At 72.7% G+C, this 17,824-nt stretch carries 17 protein-coding genes and 1 pseudogene; 7 read left to right on the plus strand and 11 right to left on the minus strand.

Features of this window, described 5'->3' with window-relative positions; genetic code table 11:
* The first annotated feature begins 32 nt into the window (after nt 1-32).
* On the plus strand, nt 33-587 hold the full coding sequence (locus tag ABZ621_RS01970) for a dihydrofolate reductase family protein (protein ID WP_360599656.1): 555 nt from the start codon (nt 33-35) through the stop codon (nt 585-587).
* Nucleotides 588-682: 95 nt separating this feature from the next.
* Here the strand turns inward: ABZ621_RS01970 and ABZ621_RS01975 are convergent, their stop codons facing one another.
* Nucleotides 683-1,444 carry a winged helix-turn-helix domain-containing protein gene (locus tag ABZ621_RS01975; RefSeq protein WP_360599658.1) on the minus strand — a complete coding sequence of 254 codons (762 nt, stop codon included), beginning with the start codon at nt 1,442-1,444 and terminating at the stop codon, nt 683-685.
* Nucleotides 1,445-1,509: 65 nt separating this feature from the next.
* On the opposite strand from ABZ621_RS01975, the gene ABZ621_RS01980 reads away from it, so the two are divergent.
* Nucleotides 1,510-2,148, plus strand: coding sequence for a flavin reductase family protein (locus tag ABZ621_RS01980; RefSeq protein WP_360599660.1), 639 nt, complete (start codon nt 1,510-1,512; stop codon nt 2,146-2,148).
* Nucleotides 2,149-2,221: 73 nt separating this feature from the next.
* Here the strand turns inward: ABZ621_RS01980 and ABZ621_RS01985 are convergent, their stop codons facing one another.
* Both ABZ621_RS01985 and ABZ621_RS01990 read right to left on the minus strand, forming a co-directional pair.
* Complete coding sequence (locus ABZ621_RS01985) at nt 2,222-3,079, minus strand: alcohol dehydrogenase catalytic domain-containing protein (RefSeq protein ID WP_360599662.1); 858 nt, start codon at nt 3,077-3,079, stop codon at nt 2,222-2,224.
* Entirely contained in the window at nt 3,072-3,518 is a 447-nt protein-coding gene (locus ABZ621_RS01990) for a tautomerase family protein (RefSeq protein WP_360599663.1), read from the minus strand. Before ABZ621_RS01990 ends, ABZ621_RS01985 begins: the two co-directional genes overlap by 8 nt.
* 397 nt (nt 3,519-3,915) lie before the next feature.
* Here ABZ621_RS01990 and ABZ621_RS01995 point away from each other — a divergent pair, with 397 nt between their 5' ends.
* The 3 genes from ABZ621_RS01995 to ABZ621_RS02005 all read left to right on the plus strand — a co-directional run bounded on the left by ABZ621_RS01995 (nt 3,916) and on the right by ABZ621_RS02005 (nt 7,135).
* On the plus strand, nt 3,916-4,884 hold the full coding sequence (locus ABZ621_RS01995) for an alpha/beta hydrolase fold domain-containing protein (protein ID WP_360599907.1): 969 nt from the start codon (nt 3,916-3,918) through the stop codon (nt 4,882-4,884).
* A gap of 163 nt (nt 4,885-5,047) precedes the next feature.
* Nucleotides 5,048-5,605: a hypothetical protein gene (locus ABZ621_RS02000; protein ID WP_360599665.1), complete on the plus strand. Its 558-nt coding sequence runs from the start codon at nt 5,048-5,050 to the stop codon at nt 5,603-5,605.
* 3 nt (nt 5,606-5,608) lie between these two features.
* Nucleotides 5,609-7,135: a NucA/NucB deoxyribonuclease domain-containing protein gene (locus ABZ621_RS02005; protein WP_360599667.1), complete on the plus strand. Its 1,527-nt coding sequence runs from the start codon at nt 5,609-5,611 to the stop codon at nt 7,133-7,135.
* Here the strand turns inward: ABZ621_RS02005 and ABZ621_RS02010 are convergent, their stop codons facing one another.
* The 4 genes from ABZ621_RS02010 to ABZ621_RS02025 all read right to left on the minus strand — a co-directional run bounded on the left by ABZ621_RS02010 (nt 7,136) and on the right by ABZ621_RS02025 (nt 12,682).
* Nucleotides 7,136-9,481 (minus strand): glycoside hydrolase family 3 N-terminal domain-containing protein, encoded by a 2,346-nt coding sequence (locus ABZ621_RS02010; RefSeq protein WP_360599909.1) that lies wholly within the window; start codon nt 9,479-9,481, stop codon nt 7,136-7,138.
* 152 nt (nt 9,482-9,633) lie between these two features.
* Nucleotides 9,634-10,455 (minus strand): carbohydrate ABC transporter permease, encoded by an 822-nt coding sequence (locus ABZ621_RS02015; RefSeq protein ID WP_360599669.1) that lies wholly within the window; start codon nt 10,453-10,455, stop codon nt 9,634-9,636.
* A gap of 17 nt (nt 10,456-10,472) precedes the next feature.
* Nucleotides 10,473-11,357 carry a sugar ABC transporter permease gene (locus tag ABZ621_RS02020; protein ID WP_360599671.1) on the minus strand — a complete coding sequence of 295 codons (885 nt, stop codon included), beginning with the start codon at nt 11,355-11,357 and terminating at the stop codon, nt 10,473-10,475.
* Nucleotides 11,358-11,374: 17 nt separating this feature from the next.
* Entirely contained in the window at nt 11,375-12,682 is a 1,308-nt protein-coding gene (locus ABZ621_RS02025) for an extracellular solute-binding protein (protein WP_360599673.1), read from the minus strand.
* Between the two features lie 153 nt (nt 12,683-12,835).
* Between ABZ621_RS02025 and ABZ621_RS02030 the strand changes: the two genes are divergently transcribed.
* Nucleotides 12,836-13,891 carry a LacI family DNA-binding transcriptional regulator gene (locus ABZ621_RS02030; RefSeq protein ID WP_360599675.1) on the plus strand — a complete coding sequence of 352 codons (1,056 nt, stop codon included), beginning with the start codon at nt 12,836-12,838 and terminating at the stop codon, nt 13,889-13,891.
* A 51-nt stretch (nt 13,892-13,942) separates the two neighbouring features.
* On the opposite strand, the gene ABZ621_RS02035 is transcribed toward ABZ621_RS02030, so the two are convergent.
* From ABZ621_RS02035 to ABZ621_RS02050, 4 genes and pseudogenes are all read right to left on the minus strand, one after another.
* The gene (locus ABZ621_RS02035; protein ID WP_360599677.1) at nt 13,943-15,157 is read right to left on the minus strand and encodes a S8 family peptidase; all 1,215 of its coding nucleotides are present in this window, start codon (nt 15,155-15,157) and stop codon (nt 13,943-13,945) included.
* A 267-nt stretch (nt 15,158-15,424) separates the two neighbouring features.
* On the minus strand, nt 15,425-16,168 hold the full coding sequence (locus ABZ621_RS02040) for a class E sortase (RefSeq protein ID WP_360599679.1): 744 nt from the start codon (nt 16,166-16,168) through the stop codon (nt 15,425-15,427).
* Nucleotides 16,169-16,204: 36 nt separating this feature from the next.
* Nucleotides 16,205-16,732: an ATP-binding protein gene (locus ABZ621_RS02045; protein WP_360599681.1), complete on the minus strand. Its 528-nt coding sequence runs from the start codon at nt 16,730-16,732 to the stop codon at nt 16,205-16,207.
* Nucleotides 16,733-16,788: 56 nt separating this feature from the next.
* Nucleotides 16,789-16,993: pseudogene (locus tag ABZ621_RS02050) on the minus strand (AraC family transcriptional regulator); the annotation flags it as partial.
* Between the two features lie 231 nt (nt 16,994-17,224).
* Between ABZ621_RS02050 and ABZ621_RS02055 the strand changes: the two are divergent.
* The gene (locus ABZ621_RS02055) at nt 17,225-17,608 is read left to right on the plus strand and encodes a nuclear transport factor 2 family protein (RefSeq protein WP_360599683.1); all 384 of its coding nucleotides are present in this window, start codon (nt 17,225-17,227) and stop codon (nt 17,606-17,608) included.
* The last annotated feature ends 216 nt before the right edge of the window (nt 17,609-17,824 follow it).

Genomic DNA, 17,824 nt, shown 5'->3' on the forward strand with positions numbered 1-17,824 from the left:
CGTCGATCGAACCTTTCCGACGTGGAGGAATCATGCGCAAGGTCGTCTCGGGTCTGTTCGTCTCCCTCGACGGAGTCGCCCAGTCGCCCAACGAGTGGCAGTTCGAGTTCGACGAGGAGATGGGCGCGGCGCTCGCCGGCACGCTGGAGACGGCGGACACCATCCTGCTGGGCCGCGTCACGTTCACCGAGTGGGCCGGGTACTGGCCGACGGTGACCAGCGGGGAGGACGCCGGCTTCGCCCAGTGGATCAACGAGTCCCCGAAGTACGTCGTCTCCTCGACGCTCGACAGCGTCGACGACTGGGCGAACAGCACTCTCGTCAAGGGCGATCTGACGACCGCCGTGAACGAGCTCAAGGCGGGCGAAGGCAAGGACATCACCGTCGCCGGCAGCCCGAGCCTGGTGCGCTCCCTGCTGGAGCTGGACCTGCTGGACGAGCTCGTCCTGCTGATCCACCCGGTCGTGGCCGGCGAGGGCCGCCGGAAGCTGTTCGCCGACGACGCCCCCATGAAGCGGCTCCAGTTGGTGAGCGCCCAGCCGACCAGCAGCGGCGTGATCATCGCGACCTACCGCCCGGCGCGCTGAGCGGACCGGTCTTTGCCGTACTCCCGGGGGGCGTACTCGAGGGCACGCCCCCCGCGGGGCAGTGATCGTCGCTGCCGTGGTTCCCGCGAGGAGCGTCAAGGGGCGGTCGGTCCGTCCTCCGTCCGACGCGATGCGGGCGTCAGTGCCGTGTCCGGCAGGCGGAGGCGCAGCCGGAGGGCGGCGCGGCCGTCGTCCGTCAGCCGCACCACGCGGGTGTCGGCGGTGTGGACCAGCCACGACTCCTCGACCGCGTGCCGGAAGACGGCCGCTCCCAGACCGCCCGCCAGGTGGAGGCGTTGTTCGCTCCAGTCCACGCACGTGCGGACGTGCGGACGGGCGGGCGCGGGGCCGGTGGGTTCGTCGGTGATCCCCAGCTTCCTCAGCCAGTCGGCCCCGGCGGTGGTGAGGGCGGGGCCGTGGTCCCAGGAGAGCAGGCCCTCGGCGGTCATGGCGTCGGTGATCGCGACGGCGAGCGAGCCGGCCAGGTGGTCGAAGCAGACGCGGGCGAACGCCAGATCCCGGCGGCGCCGGGCCGCGGTGAGGGAACGCACCGGCGTCACCCGGTGCGGGGCCCGCGCGGCCAGCGCCTCGATCATCTCCGCGACGCCCGGGTCGGCGAGCCTGACGTAGCGGTGCCGGCCGCTGCGTTCCTCCGCGAGCAGGCCGCCCGTCACCAGCCGGTTCAGGTGGCTCGTCGCGGTCGAGGGGGCGACGCCCGCGAGGCGGGCCAGTTCGGTGGCCGTCCACGCCCGGCCGTCGAGCAGCGCGAGGCAGAAGGCGGCGCGCGTCCGGTCCGCCAGGAGGCCGGCCAGGGCGGCGAGGTCGGGCTCGTCGGCGTACACGTCGGTGCTGGTCACGCGGTCATTGTCGACCGCCGTCACTTCGACGCCCGCCGAAGGGTCACGCGCCTAGCGTTCTCCGCATGACGAACGACACCCACCGAGTGATCCGCCCGAGCATCCTCTACTTCGGCACCCCCGTCGCCCTCCTCACCACCGAGAACGGCGACGGAACCTTCAACCTCGCCCCGATCTCCTCGGCCTGGGCCCTGGGACAGCGCGTCGTCCTGGGCCTGGGCCGCGACAGCCGGACCGTGCGCAACCTCGCCGAGCGGCCGGACGTCGTGATCAACCTCGCCTCGCCCGACCTGTGGGAACAGGTGGAGCGCCTCGCGCCGCTGACCGGCGCCGATCCGGTGCCGGAGAGCAAGCGGGCGGTGTACCGGCACGAGCCCGACAAGTTCGCCGCCGCCGGGCTGACCCCGCGACCCTCCCAGCTCGTACGGCCGCCCCGGGTCGCCGAGTCCCCGCTCCAGCTGGAGGCGCGGGCCGCCGCGCTGACTCCGGGCGGCGGGGGCGACTTCTTCTCCGTCGAATGCGAAGTGCTCCGCGTCCACGCCGCCGAGCACATCGTCGTCCCCGGCACGCACCACGTCGACCCGGGGGAGTGGAGCCCCCTCATCTACAACTTCCGCCACTACCACGGCCTCGCCCCCGAACTCGGCCACGGCTTCCGCTCGGAGACGGCCGTCGCCGCCGGGGCCGCCGCGCGGGTCGGTTGACCCGTAACCACTCCCTGCGGTTGCGCATCGACATCCCCCAACTGTCGCCATCAGGACAGCATTTGATGGCATATCAGGAAAGGTCGGCGTGGTTCTCCCCCCGCTCGGCGCACCCCGGGTCGCGTACGAAGACGGGCTTGAGGTGGCGCTCGGGGAGGGCCTCGGGGAGCTGCTCCCAGTCGAGGACGTGCGAGACGACCCGCGCCGGGTCGACGGTGCCGGACGCCGCGAGGGCGAGGTCGAAGCCGTGCCGGACCGGTTCGAGGGCCTCGGCGGTGCGGGCGCCGAAGCCCTCGGCGAGCTCGCGGTGCTGCGCGTCGGGGTCGACGTACAGGACGTCGGAGGCGCCGAGCGCCCGGGCGATGTCGCAGACGTACAGGCCGATGCTGCCGCGGGCCACGACCAGGACCCGGGCGCCGGGGCGGGCCGTCAGGTGCGGCGCGACGAGCCGCCAGGACAGCGACCAGTTGTCGCTCGCGGCAGCCCTCGCGACCGGGTCGAGTCCGGAGGGCAGCGGGACGAGCATGGCGTCCGCGTACGGGACGCGGACCAGGTCGGAGAAGAGCCCGCCCCAACCGCCGCCGATCGGCGCGCCGTACATCGCCATGTGCGGGACCGAGGCGCAGTGGGCGGTCAGCCCGCCGAGGCAGGGGCCGCACGTGCCGCAGCTGATGGACCAGGGCACGACGACGAGGTCGCCGGGAGCGACGGTGGTGACGGCGTCGCCGACCTCGGTGACGCGGGCGACGCACTCGTGGCCGAGGGCGAACGGCGGGTCGATGAAGCCGTGTCCGGCCAGGATCGAGGAGTCGACGTCGCAGGAGGTCGCGGCGACCGGGGCGACGATCGCCTCCCGGTCGGACCGCAGCGCGGGGTCCGGGGCCTCGCGCCATTCGACCGTCCGGCGGGCGACGTAGGTCAGTTCACGCACCGGCCCGCTCCTCGCCCCGTCGCCGGCCCTGCGCCAGCGCGACTAGGTCGGCGTGGCGGACGACGGAGCCGCCCGCGCCCCACGTGCCGTCCGGCTGCTCGTGGACGAGCACCCAGACCCGCGGCGCCTCGGCCGGACCGAGGCCGGCGGCGGCGAGGACCGTCCCGGTCACGTCCTGTACGAGGCCCGCCTTGCGCCGTTCGGACAGGACCCCCTGCGGCACCTTCACCTCCACGAGGAAGCGGGGCGCGTCGTCCTCGGCGGTCGTCTGCGCGCCTTCCGGCAGCTCGACGAGGTAGCTCCACGCCTGGGCGCGGAAGAAGGCGGTGTCCGGCACCGCCTCCCAGCGCAGCACGGCGGCGGCGAGGTCGCGTCGGACGCCGGCGCGGCCCCTCTCGGTGAGGGCGCCGGCGGGCACGGTCAGGCGGATCAGGGGCATGGCAGCTCCTATGACGGTCGTTATAGACAGCGGTCACGGTAGACTATGACGATCGTTATAGCCAGAGGGGGGCGTTCACGCGCCCGGTACGCGCGGTCGCCCTTCGTCGCGCCCGCCCCTCCCCCCGCTGCCGGCCGGTTCCCGCGTCCCCTGATCGAGTGCGCGACCGCCCACCGGGATCCGGACCCGGCGGGTCGACGCCGATCCCGTGGCGTTGCGGCACGTCAGCCCGGGTCCGCACCGACGAACGGCGGACGCGGCGCCCGCAGACCGCCGCGAACGGCGGTTGTCGTGGTCCTCGGCCGGCGGACAGGGTGAGGGCCTGCGCCGCGACGCCTCGCGAGCAGCGTGAGGTGCGCGGGGACACGCGGGGAGACACGAGGAGAGAGAGGTCATGATGCCGAGCCCGGGGATAGCCAGGCCGCCGTTCGATCCGGAGCTGGACGCCGTCCTGTCCGATGTCGCCGAACAGCTGCCGACCCTGACGCTGGAGACCGTCCCGCAGTTCCGGGACCTGCCCATGGCGGGCGGACTCACCGACGAGGAGCTGGAGTCGGAGGGACTCGTACGCCGCGAGGTCACCGTGCCCGGCCACGAGGGCGCGGAGCTGGCCGCGACCGTGATCGCGCGCCGCGACCACACCGGCCGGGGGCCCGGGATCTACCACGTCCACGGCGGCGGCATGGTCCTCGGGAACCGCCTGCTCGGCGTGGTCCAGATGCTGCCCTGGATCGTCGAGCACGACGCGGTCCTCGTCACCGTCGAGTACCGTCTCGCTCCCGAGTTCCCGGATCCGTATCCGGTGGAGGACTGCTACGCGGGTCTCGTCTGGACCGCGGAGCACGCCACGGACCTCGGGATCGACCCCGACCGGATCGTCGTCGCGGGCGCGAGTGCCGGTGGCGGACTCGCCGCGGGTACCGCCCTGCTGGCCCGCGACCGTCAGGGCCCGGCACTGCTGGGCCAGGTGCTGATCTGCCCGATGCTCGACGACCGGGGGCGGACGGCCTCGACGTACCAGTACGCCGACGCCGGCACCTGGAACGGCGACAACAACCGGGTCGGCTGGAGCGCGCTCCTCGGCGAGCGGCGCGGGACCGAGGACGTCTCGGTCTACGCGGCGCCCGCCCGCGCGACGGACCTCGCCGGCCTGCCGCCCACGTTCATCGACTGCGGCTCGGCGGAGCTGTTCCGCGACGAGGACGTCGCGTACGCGACGGCACTCTGGGCGGCCGGCGTACCCACGGAACTCCACGTGTGGGCCGGAGGCTTCCACGGCTTCGACCTGCTCGCCCCCCACACCGCCGTGTCCCAGGCGGCGACCGCGGCCCGCGACGACTGGGTGGCGCGCCTGCTCGACTCCTGAGCCGAGGACCGCCGGCGGCGCCCCCGGTGCCGGCCTGCGGCGGGAGAGTGATTTCCCGGGCTCATGGGCGGGCCACGGCCTCCCCGCGCTCCGTGCTCCCGAGGATGGGCTCGATCACGTGTCCATTCGTACCTCGTACGAGAAGTCGAATTCGGGAGCACGCATGTCCCTCCTGTCCCGCACACGTCCGCCCCGCCGACCGCGGCGACCCCTGCGGCGAACCGCCGGCGCGGCCGCGCTGACGCTGGTCTCCCTGCTGTCCGTGGCCGCCCCCGCCCACGCGACCGGCGGCGGGGGCCTCGCCCGCTGCGCGCCGTCGCAGCAGCTGACGGTGCGCCACTGGGCCGCCGACGAGCCGCTGGCCCGGATCGACGTCGGCATCGTCGCCTGCGCGTGGCGCATGCCGGACGAGTGGACGGTGCGCGCCGAGGCCCCCCGGCCCGCCGAGCACCACGGCTTCCGCTGGCGGGTCGACACCGCCGTACGCGACGAGGTCATCGGCGGCACCCACCGGCGCTTCGGGGTGGACGTCTCCCTCACCCGCTGCGATCCGTTCTCGGACCGCTGCGACGACGCCCCCGAGGCCTCCTGGACCGTGCGGTACACCCTCATCAAGGACGGTGACCTGATCTCGCTCGGCCAGGACGTGGACGGTCCGTGCGCCCGCCCGGGCTGCTCGTACCGGCTCACCGCGGGCGCCGCTCCCGGAACGGAGGCGTGACGGATGCCCCCGCGCCTGCGGCGGCCCGCACTCGTCCTGTCCCTGGCCGCCGCGATGGCCGTCACCGGCCTGACGCCCACCTACGCCGCGAGTCCCACGTACGCCGCGAGTCCCACGTACGGGGCGAGTCCCACGTACGGGGCGAGTTCTCCGTCCGACCCCTCGGGAGGCGACGGGGAGTCGTTCGTGCGGATCGGGGTCGGGAACGACGCCTCCCGCACCGCCGAGGAGATCCTCCAGGAGCTCAAGGGGGGAGCCACGCTCCGGTCCCTCGGCTACGGCGACCTGCCCAGGGTCCCCAGGACGGCCGAGGAGGCCGCGGAGTTCCGCCGGACCACCGCCTCCACCTACGGCGTGAACGCGGCCGACCTGACGGACGCGGCCGACGCGCCCGCGACCCGCGACCTCTACGACCCGGTCACCCAGGAGGAGTGCCTGGCGGACTTCCGGCGCGGCGGCAGGTCCGGCCTGCCGGAAGGGTGGGTCAAGAACCACTACGCCTGGTGCGCCGTCAAGGTCGTGGTCATCGCCCACTACTACAAGGTCGGCCCCTTCACGATCCCCGTGCCCATCGGTACCTCCTCCATGCTCGTCACCTTCCTCGGCAACGGCCGTGCCGACGGCCGCCGCGTCGACTACACCGCCCAGGGCTCGAAGCTCGACATGTCCGGCTTCCCCGGCGACCCGAGGTTCGGGCTCGACTTCGACTGCGTGAGCACGTACGCGGCCGTCGCCGGGGACGTGTGCGAGGACTCCTCCTCCGGTTCCGCCCTGACCCCGCTGGCCATGTGGGTGGCGGCCCCCGCCCGCTTCACGGCGGACGCGCCCGCGACGGCGGGCGCCGAACACGAGCGCATCGTGAAGGCCGTCTTCTCCTTCGGCATGTGGGGCAAGGCGGGCAGCAGTTCACCCCAGTTGAAGGACGGGCCGCGCAGCACCCTCCGCTTCGACACGAGCGACTACATCGCCCGCCCCGAACCGGAACCCGACGCCCACGACGAGCCCACCCGGGCCGTGAGCCGCCGGGACGAGCCCGAGCAGCGGCCCGAGCTCGTCGACGGCGCCGTCTTCGACAACACCGTGCCCCACCTCGTGTACCGGCTCGGCGGCAAGGAGGCGGCCGTCGCCGAGCACATCCGCACCGCCCTGGAGGACCCGGCGGCCACGGTCCCCGCCCGCACCGATCCGCCCAAGCGGATCCCCGGCGGGTCCGCCGCCTCGCCCCTCCACCGCCTGGTCCGGAAGAAGAACCCGCAGCGCGTCCGGGACAACCGCAAGGCCGTACGCGCCGAGTGCGCCAAGCTGGTCAAACCCGGGGTGCCGAAGCCCGAGTGCGACGAGTTCCCCTTCGCCTCCAGCCTGGAGGGCGCGGGCCTGCCCACGTACCGGCCCGCCGCCCCGTACGGCGACTTCTCGGTCAAGTACGTACCGGGAGCGGACAACAGCAGCGCGGGCGGCGCCCTCGGCGCCTGGTACCAGCGCGACCGCATCCTCGACGGCGATCCCTTCTTCATCAGGATCGTCCCGTGATCACGGGACCGAGGGGACCGGGGGCAGGGGCGGGGCGGAAGGCGCGATCGCGAAGTCGGCGTGCAGACGCCTGCGGTGGTCGACCTTCCGCACCGGACCCGTGAGCGTGACGTGCGCCGTCAGCCGGGGCGCGGTGCTGGAGGCGGCGAAGCGGAGTTCCAGGCTTCCCGGTTCCACCCTCCGCGCCCCGTCGCGGCCTGTGAACGACGCGAGATCGGCGGGGACCTCCACGCGGACGAGCTTCCGCTCGCCCACGGCGAGGTCGAGCCGCGCGTAGCCGACGAGCCTCTGCACGGGCTGCACCACCGACGCCACCGGATCGTGCAGGTACAGCTGGACGAGTTCGGTGCCGGCGCGGGCACCGGTGTTCTCCACGGTGAAGGAGAGGCGGAAGGCGCCGTCCGTCGGCGTCTCGGCCGTCTCCACCGCGAGGCCGGACCAGTCGAAGCTCGTGTAGGTCAGGCCGTGGCCGAAGCCGTACGCGGGCGCCGGGTCGATGCTGGAGACCTCGCTCGCGTGGCCGAGGCGGGCGGCCAGATACGTGGACGGCTGGGCGCCGGGGTGCCGGGGCACGCTCACGGGGAGACGGCCGCTGGGGGCGGTCCGGCCGCTGAGGACGGAGGCGATGGCGGCGGTTCCCGACTCGCCGGGGAAGAAGGACTGGACGAGGGCGGCCGCCTCCTCGGCGGCCCGGCCCAGGACGTACGGCCGTCCGGCCAGCAGCGTGGCCACCAGGGGCGTACCGGTGTCGCGAACGGCGTCGAGCAGGGCGTCGAGGAGCCGGCCCTGGGCCCCCGGCAGGTCGAGGGACTCCGCGTCGCACCCCTCGCCGCTGGTGCCGCGGCCGAAGAGCCCGGCGCGGTCGCCGAGCGCCACGACGACGAGGTCGGCGCCGCGGGCGAGCGCCACGGCCTCGGCGATCCCGTCGGTCGCCCCGTCGTCGATGCCGGTGCCGGCCGCCACGGTGAACTCGGCGGCCGGGAACTCCGCCCGGAGCGCCTCGTGGAGGGTCGGCAGCGCGATGCCGAGCGGCACGTCCGGGTGCTGTCCGCCCACGTGGACGGGGAAGGAGTAGCAGCCGAGGACGGCCGTGGGGGCCTCGGCCGTGGGGCCGATCAGGGCGATCCGGCGGGGCACGGCCGGGTCGAGGGGCAGGGTGCCGTCGTTGCGGAGGAGGACGACGGCCCGCTCGGCGACCCGGCGGGCGAGCTCCCGGTTGGACGCGGGGTCCAGGTCGACCGTGCCGCGCAGGTCCTCCGGGTCCGAGGTGTCGGCGGTGTCCGTACCGGGGACCAGGCCCGCCAGGGCCGGTGGGACGGGGCTCCAGTCGGGGTCGAGCAGGCCGAGGCGGACCTTCTGCAGGAGGACGCGCCGGACCGCGCGGTCCACGAGGGACTCGGGTACGCGCCCGTGCTCGACGGCGTCGAGCAGCGGCCCGCCGAAGGCCTTGACGGTGGGCAGTTCGACGTCGACGCCCGCCGCGAGCGCCACGCCGGCCGCCTCGTCGAGGCTTCCGGCGACGCCGTGCAGGGTCTTGAGGAATGCGATGCCGAAGTAGTCGGCGACGACCGTGCCGGTGAACCCCCAGGTGTCACGGAGCAGCCCGGTCAGGAGCGCGTCGTCGGCGGCGGCGGGGATGCCGTCGGTGTCGGTGTAGGCGTGCATCACGGACCGGACGCCGCTCTCCCGGACCGCCATCTCGAACGGGGGAAGGATCACGTCGGCCAGCTCGCGCCGCCCCATCCCGACGGGGGCGAGGTTGCGGCCCGCGCGGGAGGCGGAGTAGCCGGCGAAGTGCTTGAGGGTGGCGACGATCCCCGCGGACTCCAGGCCCTGGACGTAGGCGGTGGCGATGGTGCCGACGAGGTAGGGGTCCTCGCCGATGGTCTCCTCGACGCGCCCCCAGCGGGCGTCGCGTACGACGTCGAGGACGGGGGCCAGGCCCTGGTGGACGCCGACCGCGCGCAGGTCGCGCCCGATCGTGCCGGCCATCTCCCGGATCAGCTCCGGGTCGAAGGTCGCGCCCCAGGACAGCGGGACGGGGTATGCGGTGGCTCCCCAGGCGGCGAAGCCGGCGAGGCACTCCTCGTGGGCCACGGCGGGGATGCCGAAGCGGTTGGCGGCGGCGATCCTCGCCTGCGTCCGCATGAGGGAGAGCGCGCCGAGCGCCGGGTCGACCGGAACCGTGCCGAAGGGGCGGGTCAGCTGGCCGAGGCCGTCGGGGAGCAGCGCGTCGAGGTCGACCGGCTCCTCCATGTCGTGCTGGTGGGGCGCGACTTCGGCGCCGTCGTCGGAGGCGCCGACCCAGACGCCGTAGAGCTGGGCGGTCTTCTCCGGGAGCGTCATCGCGCGGAGGAGCGCCTCGACGCGGGCCTCCGGATCCAGTGAGGGGTCCCGCCAGGGGCCGGGAAGGGGGCCGGGTCCCGAGGCGGGGCCGGGGCCGGGAGGGGTGTCGGGGGCGGGAGGGGTGTCGGGCGACGCCGTGGTCATGGGGGCGGTCACTTTCCTCCGACTCCCATCAGGCCCTGGACCAGGGCGCGACGGGCGAACAGATAGACGAACAGGATGGGGAGCATGGACAGGACGACGGCCGCGAGCAGACCGGGGATGTCGACGCCGTGCTCGGTCTGGAAGTCGTAGAGGCCCATGGTGATGACCTTGTTCTCCGAGGACTGGGTGAGCACGAGGGGGAAGAGGAAGCCGTTCCACGCCTGGAGCGCGGAGAAGACGACGATCGTCGAGAGCCCGCCCTTGGACAGCGGCAGCACCAGCTGCAGGAAGATCCGCCGGGAGGAGGCGCCGTCCACCGTCATCGCCTCGTACAGCTCGGAGGTGATGTCGCGCATGACGCCGGTGAGGATGAGGGCGCAGACGGGCATGGCGAAGGCGGCGGTCGGGAGGATGACGCCGAGGAGGTTGTCGTAGAGGCCGGCCTCGTTGATGAGGTAGAACATCGGCACGATCACGGCCTGGGAGGGGATGGCGAGACCGAGCAGGAAGAGCCGGAAGACCCTGCCGGAGGCCTTGCCGTCGCTGCGGACGATCGCGTACGCCAGGGGCGGTACGAGCAGCAGGACGATCGCCACGACGGAGACGGTGACGACGACCGTGTTGAGGAAGTACTGGGCGAAGCCGTCGTTCAGGTCGTTGATGTAGTTGTCGAGCGTGAGGTTCGTCGGGAACCCGAGGGGGCCGTTCGCGGCGTAGTCGGTCCGGCTCTGGAACGTGGCGACGAGCATGACGTACAGCGGCAGGCCGACGACGAACAGCCAGACGAGGGAACCGAAGCCCGCGAGGTAGTTGGGTCGTGTGCGCGTCACACGCCCTCGATTCCGCGTCACACGCCCTCCAGGGTGCTGCGCATCCGGTCGTAGCCGCTCAGGCGGACCATGACCAGGGAGACGAGGGTGGCGACCAGGACGAGGAGCAGGGCGATGGCGGAGGCCGCGCCGAAGTCGAAGCTCTTGAAGGCCTTCTGGTACATGAAGTAGGCCGTGTTCGTGGTGTCGGTGCCGGGGCCGCCCTGGGTGAGGATCAGGACGGTGTCGAAGGTGGTGAGACCGCCGACCACCATGAGGATCGTGGAGGTCACGACGGTGTTGCGCAGCTGCGGCAGGGTGATGTGGAAGAACTGCCTGACCCGCCCCGCGCCGTCGATCTGCGCCGCCTGGTAGAGCACGTCGGGGATGGCCCGCGCCGCGCCCTGGTAGAGCAGCGTGTGCAGGGGCGTGAACTGCCAGGTGCCGACGAGGACGAGGACGCCGAGGGCGCTCGACTGGACGCCGAAGAGGTTGCCGTCCCCGAACAGCCAGGTGGCCTGGGAGGGGAGGCCGAAGTTGGGGTCGAGGAGGGCGCGCCACAGCACCGACACGGCGGTGACGGAGAGCAGCAGCGGGACGAAGTAGACGGCCGAGAGGACGGCACGGTTGCGCTGGTGGCCGGCGGCCCAGACGCCGAGGAGGATGCTGATGGGGGTCTGGACGACGACGCCGAGGACGGTGAGGACGAGGCTCAGCCAGAGGCTCTTCACCATCACGGGGTCGTCGAGCAGCTTGCTCCAGTTCTCCAGGCCCGCGAACTCGGGCGAGCCGAGGCCGTTCCAGCGGGTGAAGGAGAGCACGACGACCAGGAGGAGCGGGACGAGGGCGAACAGCCCGAAGAAGACGGCGGCCGGTGCCGCCCAGGCGAAGCCCGGGCGGCCCACACCGGTGGCGGGGGTCATGTCGGAAGTCCCGGTGGTCAGGCCGCGGGCAGGCTCTGCATGGCGGCGATGAAGGCGTCGGCGTCCGACTGTCCGTTGAAGAACTGCTGGATCGCCTGGTGGAGCGTGGTGGTGGCGGCCGGCGGGAACGCCTGGTCCCAGGAGAGCTGGAAGGCCGGGGCCTTCTTCACCAGGTCGTACTGGAACGTCGAGTACTCGGGGTTGGCGGCGGTGCCGAGGAACTTCGGGGTGTTGGCGGTGGTGGGCAGGTTGCCGATGGAGAGCTGCGCCTTGACGAACTCGTCGGAGTACATGAGCTTCAGGAAGTCGGCGACGGCCTCGGGGTGCTCGGTGCTCTTGAGCACCGAGTAGAAGTTGTTGGTGTTGCCGGCGATGTTGTCGCCGTTCCCCTTGCCGCCCGTGACGGCCGGGAAGGCGCCGTAGCCGAGGTCGGTCTTCACGAAGTCGGGGTAGGCGTCCTGGAGGGTGGAGTACTCCCAGGAGCCCATGAGCTCGAAGGCGGCCTTGCCGGTGGCGAGCAGCGCGGGCGAGCCTCCGTCGGTGAACTTGACAGAGTCGTAGTTGGTGCCGAAGGCGCCCGCGTCGATCAGCTCCTTGAGCATGCCGAGGGCCTTCCTGCTGTCGGCGCTCGCCCAGACGTCCTTGTCGCCCTTGACGGCCTTCGCGAAGTGCTCGGGCCCGGCCACCCGGTCGTAGACGTACTGGAACCACATCTGCGTGGGCCACCGGTCGCCGCCGCCCAGCGCGATCGGGGTGACGCCCTTGGCCTTCAGCGCCTTGACGGTGGCCAGCAGCTCGTCCCAGGTCCGCGGGGCGGTGACGCCCGCCTCCCGGAGCACCTTCTCGTTGCTGAAGAGCAGGACCGGCTGGGTGCCGCGCATCGGGACGCCGTACGGCTTGCCGTCGACGACGGCGGTGTCGAAGACCGACGGCAGGAAGTCGGACTTGAGCTTGGGGTCCTTCGCGATGAAGTCGTCGAGGGGCATCAGCAGCCCGGCGTCGACGTAGGGCTTGATGCTGCCGCCGCCCCAGTTGAAGAAGACGTCCGGGGCCTGCTTGCCGCTGATGATCGTCTGCAGCTTGGACTGGTATTCGGCGCCGGGGATGGTGTCGAGGACCGCCTTGACCTTCGAGGTCTTGTTGAAGGTGTCGACGAGCTGCTTCTCCACCTTGTTCGTGGCGTCCCCGTAGACGAGGACGTGGATCGTGCCCGAGTCGCCGCCGGCCGCGTCGTCCGACCCGCCGCAGCCGGCCAGGGACAGGGTCATGGCCAGCGACGCCCCACCGACGACAGCCGTTCTCAGGAGCCGTATGTGTCGCTTCATCGCACCGCCTCGCTTCGAAAGAGTTTCGGAACTGTTTCCGAAACTTCATGGGCGGGACGCTAGGGCGGCGCCGTGAAACCGGTCAACCCTCTGTCGTCGCGTTATGGAAACGTGACATCGGAGTCGCCGGGACCGGTGCTTTATGCTGCTCGGATGCGTGATGACGAGGAGAACCGGCGAATCACCCTGGCCGAAGTGGCCGAGAAGGCCGGGGTCTCGCTTTCGACAGTTTCGAAAGTCCTCAACGGACGCCAGGACGTCTCGCCCCGCACCCGCGGCAAGGTGGAGGCGCTCCTCGAGGCGCACTCGTACCGGAGGACCACCCGGGCGGCCGGTGAGGCCCCGCTCATCGAACTCGTCTTCCACGAGCTCGACAGCGTGTGGTCGATGGAGCTGATCCGCGGGGTGGAGAACCTCGCCAAGGCCCACCAGGCGAGCGTCGTCCTCACGGAGAGCGGCACGCGGCACGCGCCGGGACCGGACTGGATCGAGGGCGTCCTGCAGCGCCGCCCGATCGGCGTCGTCCTCGTCTTCTCCTCGCTCCCCGCCGAGGTCAAACGACAACTCGGCGCCCGCTCCATCCCCTTCGTGATCGTCGACCCGGCCGGAGACCCGGAGCCGGACGTCCCGTCGGTGGGCTCGGCCAACTGGGCCGGCGGAGTCGCCGCCACCCGCCACCTCGTCGACCTGGGCCACCGGCGCATCGCCATCATCACGGGCCCCGAGGACGTCCTGTGCTCCCTCGCCCGCCTCGACGGCTACCGCTCGACCCTCGGCATGGCCGGACTCGCGAGCGACCCGGAGCTGATCCGCTTCGGCGACTTCCACGTCGAAGGCGGCTACGCCCACGCCCTCGACCTGCTCCGCCTGCCCGACCGTCCCACCGCGATCTTCGCCGGCAGCGACCTCCAGGCCCTCGGCGTCCTGGAGGCTGCCCGGGTCTGCGGGCTCCGCGTCCCCGAGGACCTCTCCGTCGTCGGCTACGACGACGTGATGCCCGCCCGCTGGTCGAGCCCCGCCCTCACCACCGTCCACCAGCCGCTCCGCCAGATGGGCGAGGAGGCGGTCCAGATGCTGCTCCGGCTGCGCGCGGGCGAACCCGCCGTGACCCGCCTGGAACTCGCCACCAGCCTCGTCGTCAGGAACAGCACCGCCCCGCCGCCCACGGCCCCCGCCCCGGCGTCGCCGACCACCCGGGGCGGGGCGTGAGAGGCGTGGCGGGAGCGGGAGCGGGAGCGGGAGCGGGAGCGAGGGCGGGTGCTACAGGCCGCCGGTGTACAGCAGCTTGTTGGGGGTGTTGTTGCTGAGGCTGGTCAGGAGGCCCTTGGTGGAGTTGCCGTCCAGCCACTGGCCGACCTCGGCCGGACCGGCGGTGGGGTGCTGCGCCTTGTAGAGCGCGGCGACCCCGGCCACGTGCGGGGCGGCCATGGACGTGCCGTTCAGGGCGACGGAACCGCCGCCGAGCTTCGCCGACACGACGTCCTGGCCGGGCGCGAAGATCTCGACGCACCGGCCGTAGTTCGAGAAGGACGTCTCCTCGTCCCGCACGTTGGACGCGGCGACGGTGAACGTGCCCGCCGCGGACGCGGGCGAGACGTCACAGGCGTCCTTCGCGGAGTTGCCGGCCGCGATGACGGGCAGGACGCCCGCCGAGTACAGGGCGGTGGCGGCGTTGTTGACGGCGACGGACTTGTCGCCGCCCAGCGAGCCGTTCAGGACCGCGGGCTGCTTGGCGTTCTTGGCCACCCAGTCCATCCCCGCGATGATCCCCGAGTACGGCCCCCGGGAGTCGCAGCCCAGCACCCGCACGCTCACCAGGCCGGCCTTGCGGGCGACGCCGTACGTCTTCCCGGCGACGGTGCCCGCCACATGCGTTCCGTGACCGTTGCAGTCCTGCCCGGCCCGCCCGTCGCCCATGGCGTCGAAGCCGAACGAGGCACGGCCGCCGAACTCGTCGTGCGCGTAGTCGATCCCCGTGTCGAGGATGTACACGGTCACGCCGGCGCCGCTGCCGAGCGTGGTGAAGTCGTTGTCGAGCGGCAGGTTCCACTGGTTGATCCGGTCGAGCCCCCAGGTGGCGGCCGGTCCGCGGGTGCCGGTGGGGGTGACGGGCTGCGGCGGGGCGAGGGCCACCGCGTCCTCCTCGACGGACGCCACCCCGGGCGTCTTCCTGACGAGGTCCAGCTGGACCGAGGTCAGCGGCACCGCGAAGCCGTTCAGCGCCTTCTCGTAGACGAACGTGGGCTTGAGCCCCAGCTTCGCCGCCGCAGCGGCCGCGTCGACCGTCTCGTCGAGCGTCACGATGTACTTGCCGGGCACCGCGTTGGCGGCGGTGATGAGCGGCGCCGGAGTCGGATCCGGCACGGCGCCGGCCCCCGGGGCCGAGGGGGACCCCACGGCGGTGGCGGCCGGTCCGGTGAGGGCCACGGCGGCGACGACGGTGCTCGCCAGAGCGAGTCTGGTACGTGTGTTCATGGCGGGAGGGCACCACGCGGAAACGATCACGGGCCAGCACATTCCCGAGGATTCCAACGGATGCCGCAAACATCACCGCAATGCGCTCCGCCGAAGCGGTGCCCCCGGTGAGCACGGGCCGGGGTAACGTCCGAGCGGTCACCCAGGCGCGGAAGCGAAGCCCCGAAGGAACACCGATGGCGGACGACGACCCCACGTCCTCACCGGCCGCGCCCGCACCCCGGGCGGCCCGGCTCTTCCTGGCCGCGGCGGCCGCCGTCGCCGTCCCTAGTCGGACGCGGGTCGGGTCGCGGTGAGGAGGCCGATCTTGTCGATCCGGTGCTCGGGATTCCCCTGGGCGTCCCGCCAGAAGTTGCCCGCCGCGTCGTCCTCCGGAGTCGCGCAGGTGGACAACGTGATCATGGCCTGGGTGGGCCGTTCGCCCGGTTCCCCCGGGACCGCGGCGCGCTGCTCGGCCAGGGAACGCTCGGAGCGGAAGGAGGTGGAGCGGGTCTCGACGATCCGGTACGTGTACGTGTCGCCTCCGGCGGTGACGTGCACCAGGTCGCCGACCTGTACCTCGGGCAGGTCACGCAGCGGCCCTCCGGCCGAGAGCCGGTGCGCCGTCACCTGGTAGTTGCCGATGTCGCCGGGCCCGACGCCACCCCGGTCCCCGTACGGGCTGGCCGCGACGCCCCGGTCCTGTATGCGGGTGCCCGCCCGGTCGTCGGTCCTCCCCTCGTACGGCACGACCCGCAGGTCCGCCACCCCGATCGAAGGGATGTCGATCTCGGCGGCCCGCGGCCGAGCGGTGGGAGCAGGGCTGGGAGTGGGGCTGGGAGTGGGACTGAGTGGCGACGCGCTGACGGACCCTGACCCGGACCCGGAGAGCTCGCCCGCCTCGGCGACACGCGCCGGCGGGGGAGCGGTGACACCGTCGGACGTGGAAGCGGAGGCGCACCCCACCAGCAGCACGAGAACCCCCGTCACGGCGACGGAGGCGGCGACGGCAGCACGGCGCGTACGGCCCATGGCCGCACAACAACGGACCGGCACCGTGTATTCCCGTCAGCCCGTGACGGACTCCGCGATCCGCAGGGCGGCCTGGGCGGGGGTGAGGTGGGTGGTGTCGACGACCTCGGCCTCGGCGTGGAGCCACGTGGCCGCCGCTTCGGCGTAGGGCTCCAGGTACTGGAGGCGGAACGGGGAGTCCGGGCCGGTGACGGTGTCGCCCGCGATGCGCGCGCGGAGGGCGTCCCGGTCCGCATGGAGGACGAAGTGCCGGACCGGAATCCCGTGCCCGGCGAGGCCCGCACCGATCTCGCGCCAGTACTGCTCGTACAGGACCGTCATGGGCATCACCAGCGTGCCGCCCGTGTAGTCGAGGACGTGCCGGGCGGTCTCCACCACGAGCGGCCGCCACGGCGGCCAGTGCTGGAAGTTGCTCGTCGTCGGCAGCCCCGGGCTGATGTCCATGAGCGTCTCGCCGACCTTCTCGGCGTCGAACACCCTTGAGTCCGGAATCAGTTGCTGCACGAGGGCGGCGGTCGTCGTCTTGCCCACGCCATGGGTGCCGTTGATCCATACGATCGTCATGGGGTCCGAGGCTAGCGCCGCGGGCTCGTGCCGGACTCGTCCGGGCCGTCGAGGAAGGCGAGGGGGGGCTTGGCCTCCAGGACGACGCGCCGGTCGATGGACTCCTTGGTGCCGACGCCGGCCGCGGCGAGCGAGGCCCGGGAAAGGGTGCGGGGAGAGTAGCCGAGCGCCTCGGCGCGTGGGCGCGAAGCCCTTCTCGACGGCGTCGCGGAAGCGCAGGCAGGTTGTGGCGTCGGCTTCGGGCGCGGGTCCGCCGACGGGCGCCGCGCGGTGGGCCGGGCAGGGCGGGAACCTCGGCTGCAGGGCCGTCCACCGGGCGATCGCCGAAGGCGACTTCAACCCCCGCACGCCAACGGCCTGCTCCGACCGGCCCTGGACCCGGCCCATGAGGCTCTCGCCCGGGCCCTCACCCGTGCGGCGCAGTCCCGCCGGCCGGCCGGGAACGGCGTCCCCGCCGTGCCGCTCCGGCCCGCCGGGCCTACGGTGGGCCCCATGAGCGACCCGGAGAAGAACAAGGCCACGGCCAAGGCGTTCTACGACCTGATGTTCAACGAGTGCCGCCCCGCCGAGGCCGTCGACCGGTACGTGGGGGACACGTACATCCAGCACAATCCGCACGTCGGTGACGGCAAGCAGGCGTTCATCGACTACTTCGAGCGCATGGCCGCCGCGTACCCGGGCAAGCGCGTCGCGTACAAGCGGGCCTTCGCCGAGGGCGACCACGTGGTCCTGCACTGCCACCAGACCTGGCCGGGCGACGAGGAGTACGCCGGCATCGACATCTTCCGCTTCGACGCCGCCGGCCGGATCGTCGAACACTGGGACGTCCTCCAGGTCGTCCCGTCCGCCTCCCGGAACGACAACACGATGTTCTGAGCGGGGCGCGGGGCGCGGGACGCGGGACGCGGCACCGACCCCGCGCCGTACGGAGGGGCCGCGCCGGAGATCCGGCCGCACGCCCGCGACGTCGGCGTTTCGGCCACGCGGGGTCTCCGCCCCGACCCGTGCCCCGCGCGGATCGATGTACAGGGAACGAACTCCCCTTCGCCTGCTTGCAGGGTTCGAACGCCGTCCGAATCGGATGTGCACGAC

It is taken from the genome of Streptomyces sp. NPDC007863 (genome assembly GCF_040633895.1).
Classification (GTDB): Bacteria; Actinomycetota; Actinomycetes; order Streptomycetales; family Streptomycetaceae; genus Streptomyces.

Coding starts and splice junctions, on each gene's coding strand:
- ABZ621_RS01970 (WP_360599656.1), top strand. CDS start 33: ATGCGCAAGGTCGTCTCGGGTCTGTTCGTCTCCCTCGACGGAGTCGCC.
- ABZ621_RS01980 (WP_360599660.1), top strand. CDS start 1,510: ATGACGAACGACACCCACCGAGTGATCCGCCCGAGCATCCTCTACTTC.
- ABZ621_RS01990 (WP_360599663.1), bottom strand. CDS start 3,518: ATGCCCCTGATCCGCCTGACCGTGCCCGCCGGCGCCCTCACCGAGAGG.
- ABZ621_RS01995 (WP_360599907.1), top strand. CDS start 3,916: ATGCCGAGCCCGGGGATAGCCAGGCCGCCGTTCGATCCGGAGCTGGAC.
- ABZ621_RS02000 (WP_360599665.1), top strand. CDS start 5,048: ATGTCCCTCCTGTCCCGCACACGTCCGCCCCGCCGACCGCGGCGACCC.
- ABZ621_RS02005 (WP_360599667.1), top strand. CDS start 5,609: ATGCCCCCGCGCCTGCGGCGGCCCGCACTCGTCCTGTCCCTGGCCGCC.
- ABZ621_RS02010 (WP_360599909.1), bottom strand. CDS start 9,481: ATGACGCTCCCGGAGAAGACCGCCCAGCTCTACGGCGTCTGGGTCGGC.
- ABZ621_RS02020 (WP_360599671.1), bottom strand. CDS start 11,357: ATGACCCCCGCCACCGGTGTGGGCCGCCCGGGCTTCGCCTGGGCGGCA.
- ABZ621_RS02025 (WP_360599673.1), bottom strand. CDS start 12,682: ATGAAGCGACACATACGGCTCCTGAGAACGGCTGTCGTCGGTGGGGCG.
- ABZ621_RS02030 (WP_360599675.1), top strand. CDS start 12,836: ATGCGTGATGACGAGGAGAACCGGCGAATCACCCTGGCCGAAGTGGCC.
- ABZ621_RS02035 (WP_360599677.1), bottom strand. CDS start 15,157: ATGAACACACGTACCAGACTCGCTCTGGCGAGCACCGTCGTCGCCGCC.
- ABZ621_RS02040 (WP_360599679.1), bottom strand. CDS start 16,168: ATGGGCCGTACGCGCCGTGCTGCCGTCGCCGCCTCCGTCGCCGTGACG.
- ABZ621_RS02045 (WP_360599681.1), bottom strand. CDS start 16,732: ATGACGATCGTATGGATCAACGGCACCCATGGCGTGGGCAAGACGACG.
- ABZ621_RS02055 (WP_360599683.1), top strand. CDS start 17,225: ATGAGCGACCCGGAGAAGAACAAGGCCACGGCCAAGGCGTTCTACGAC.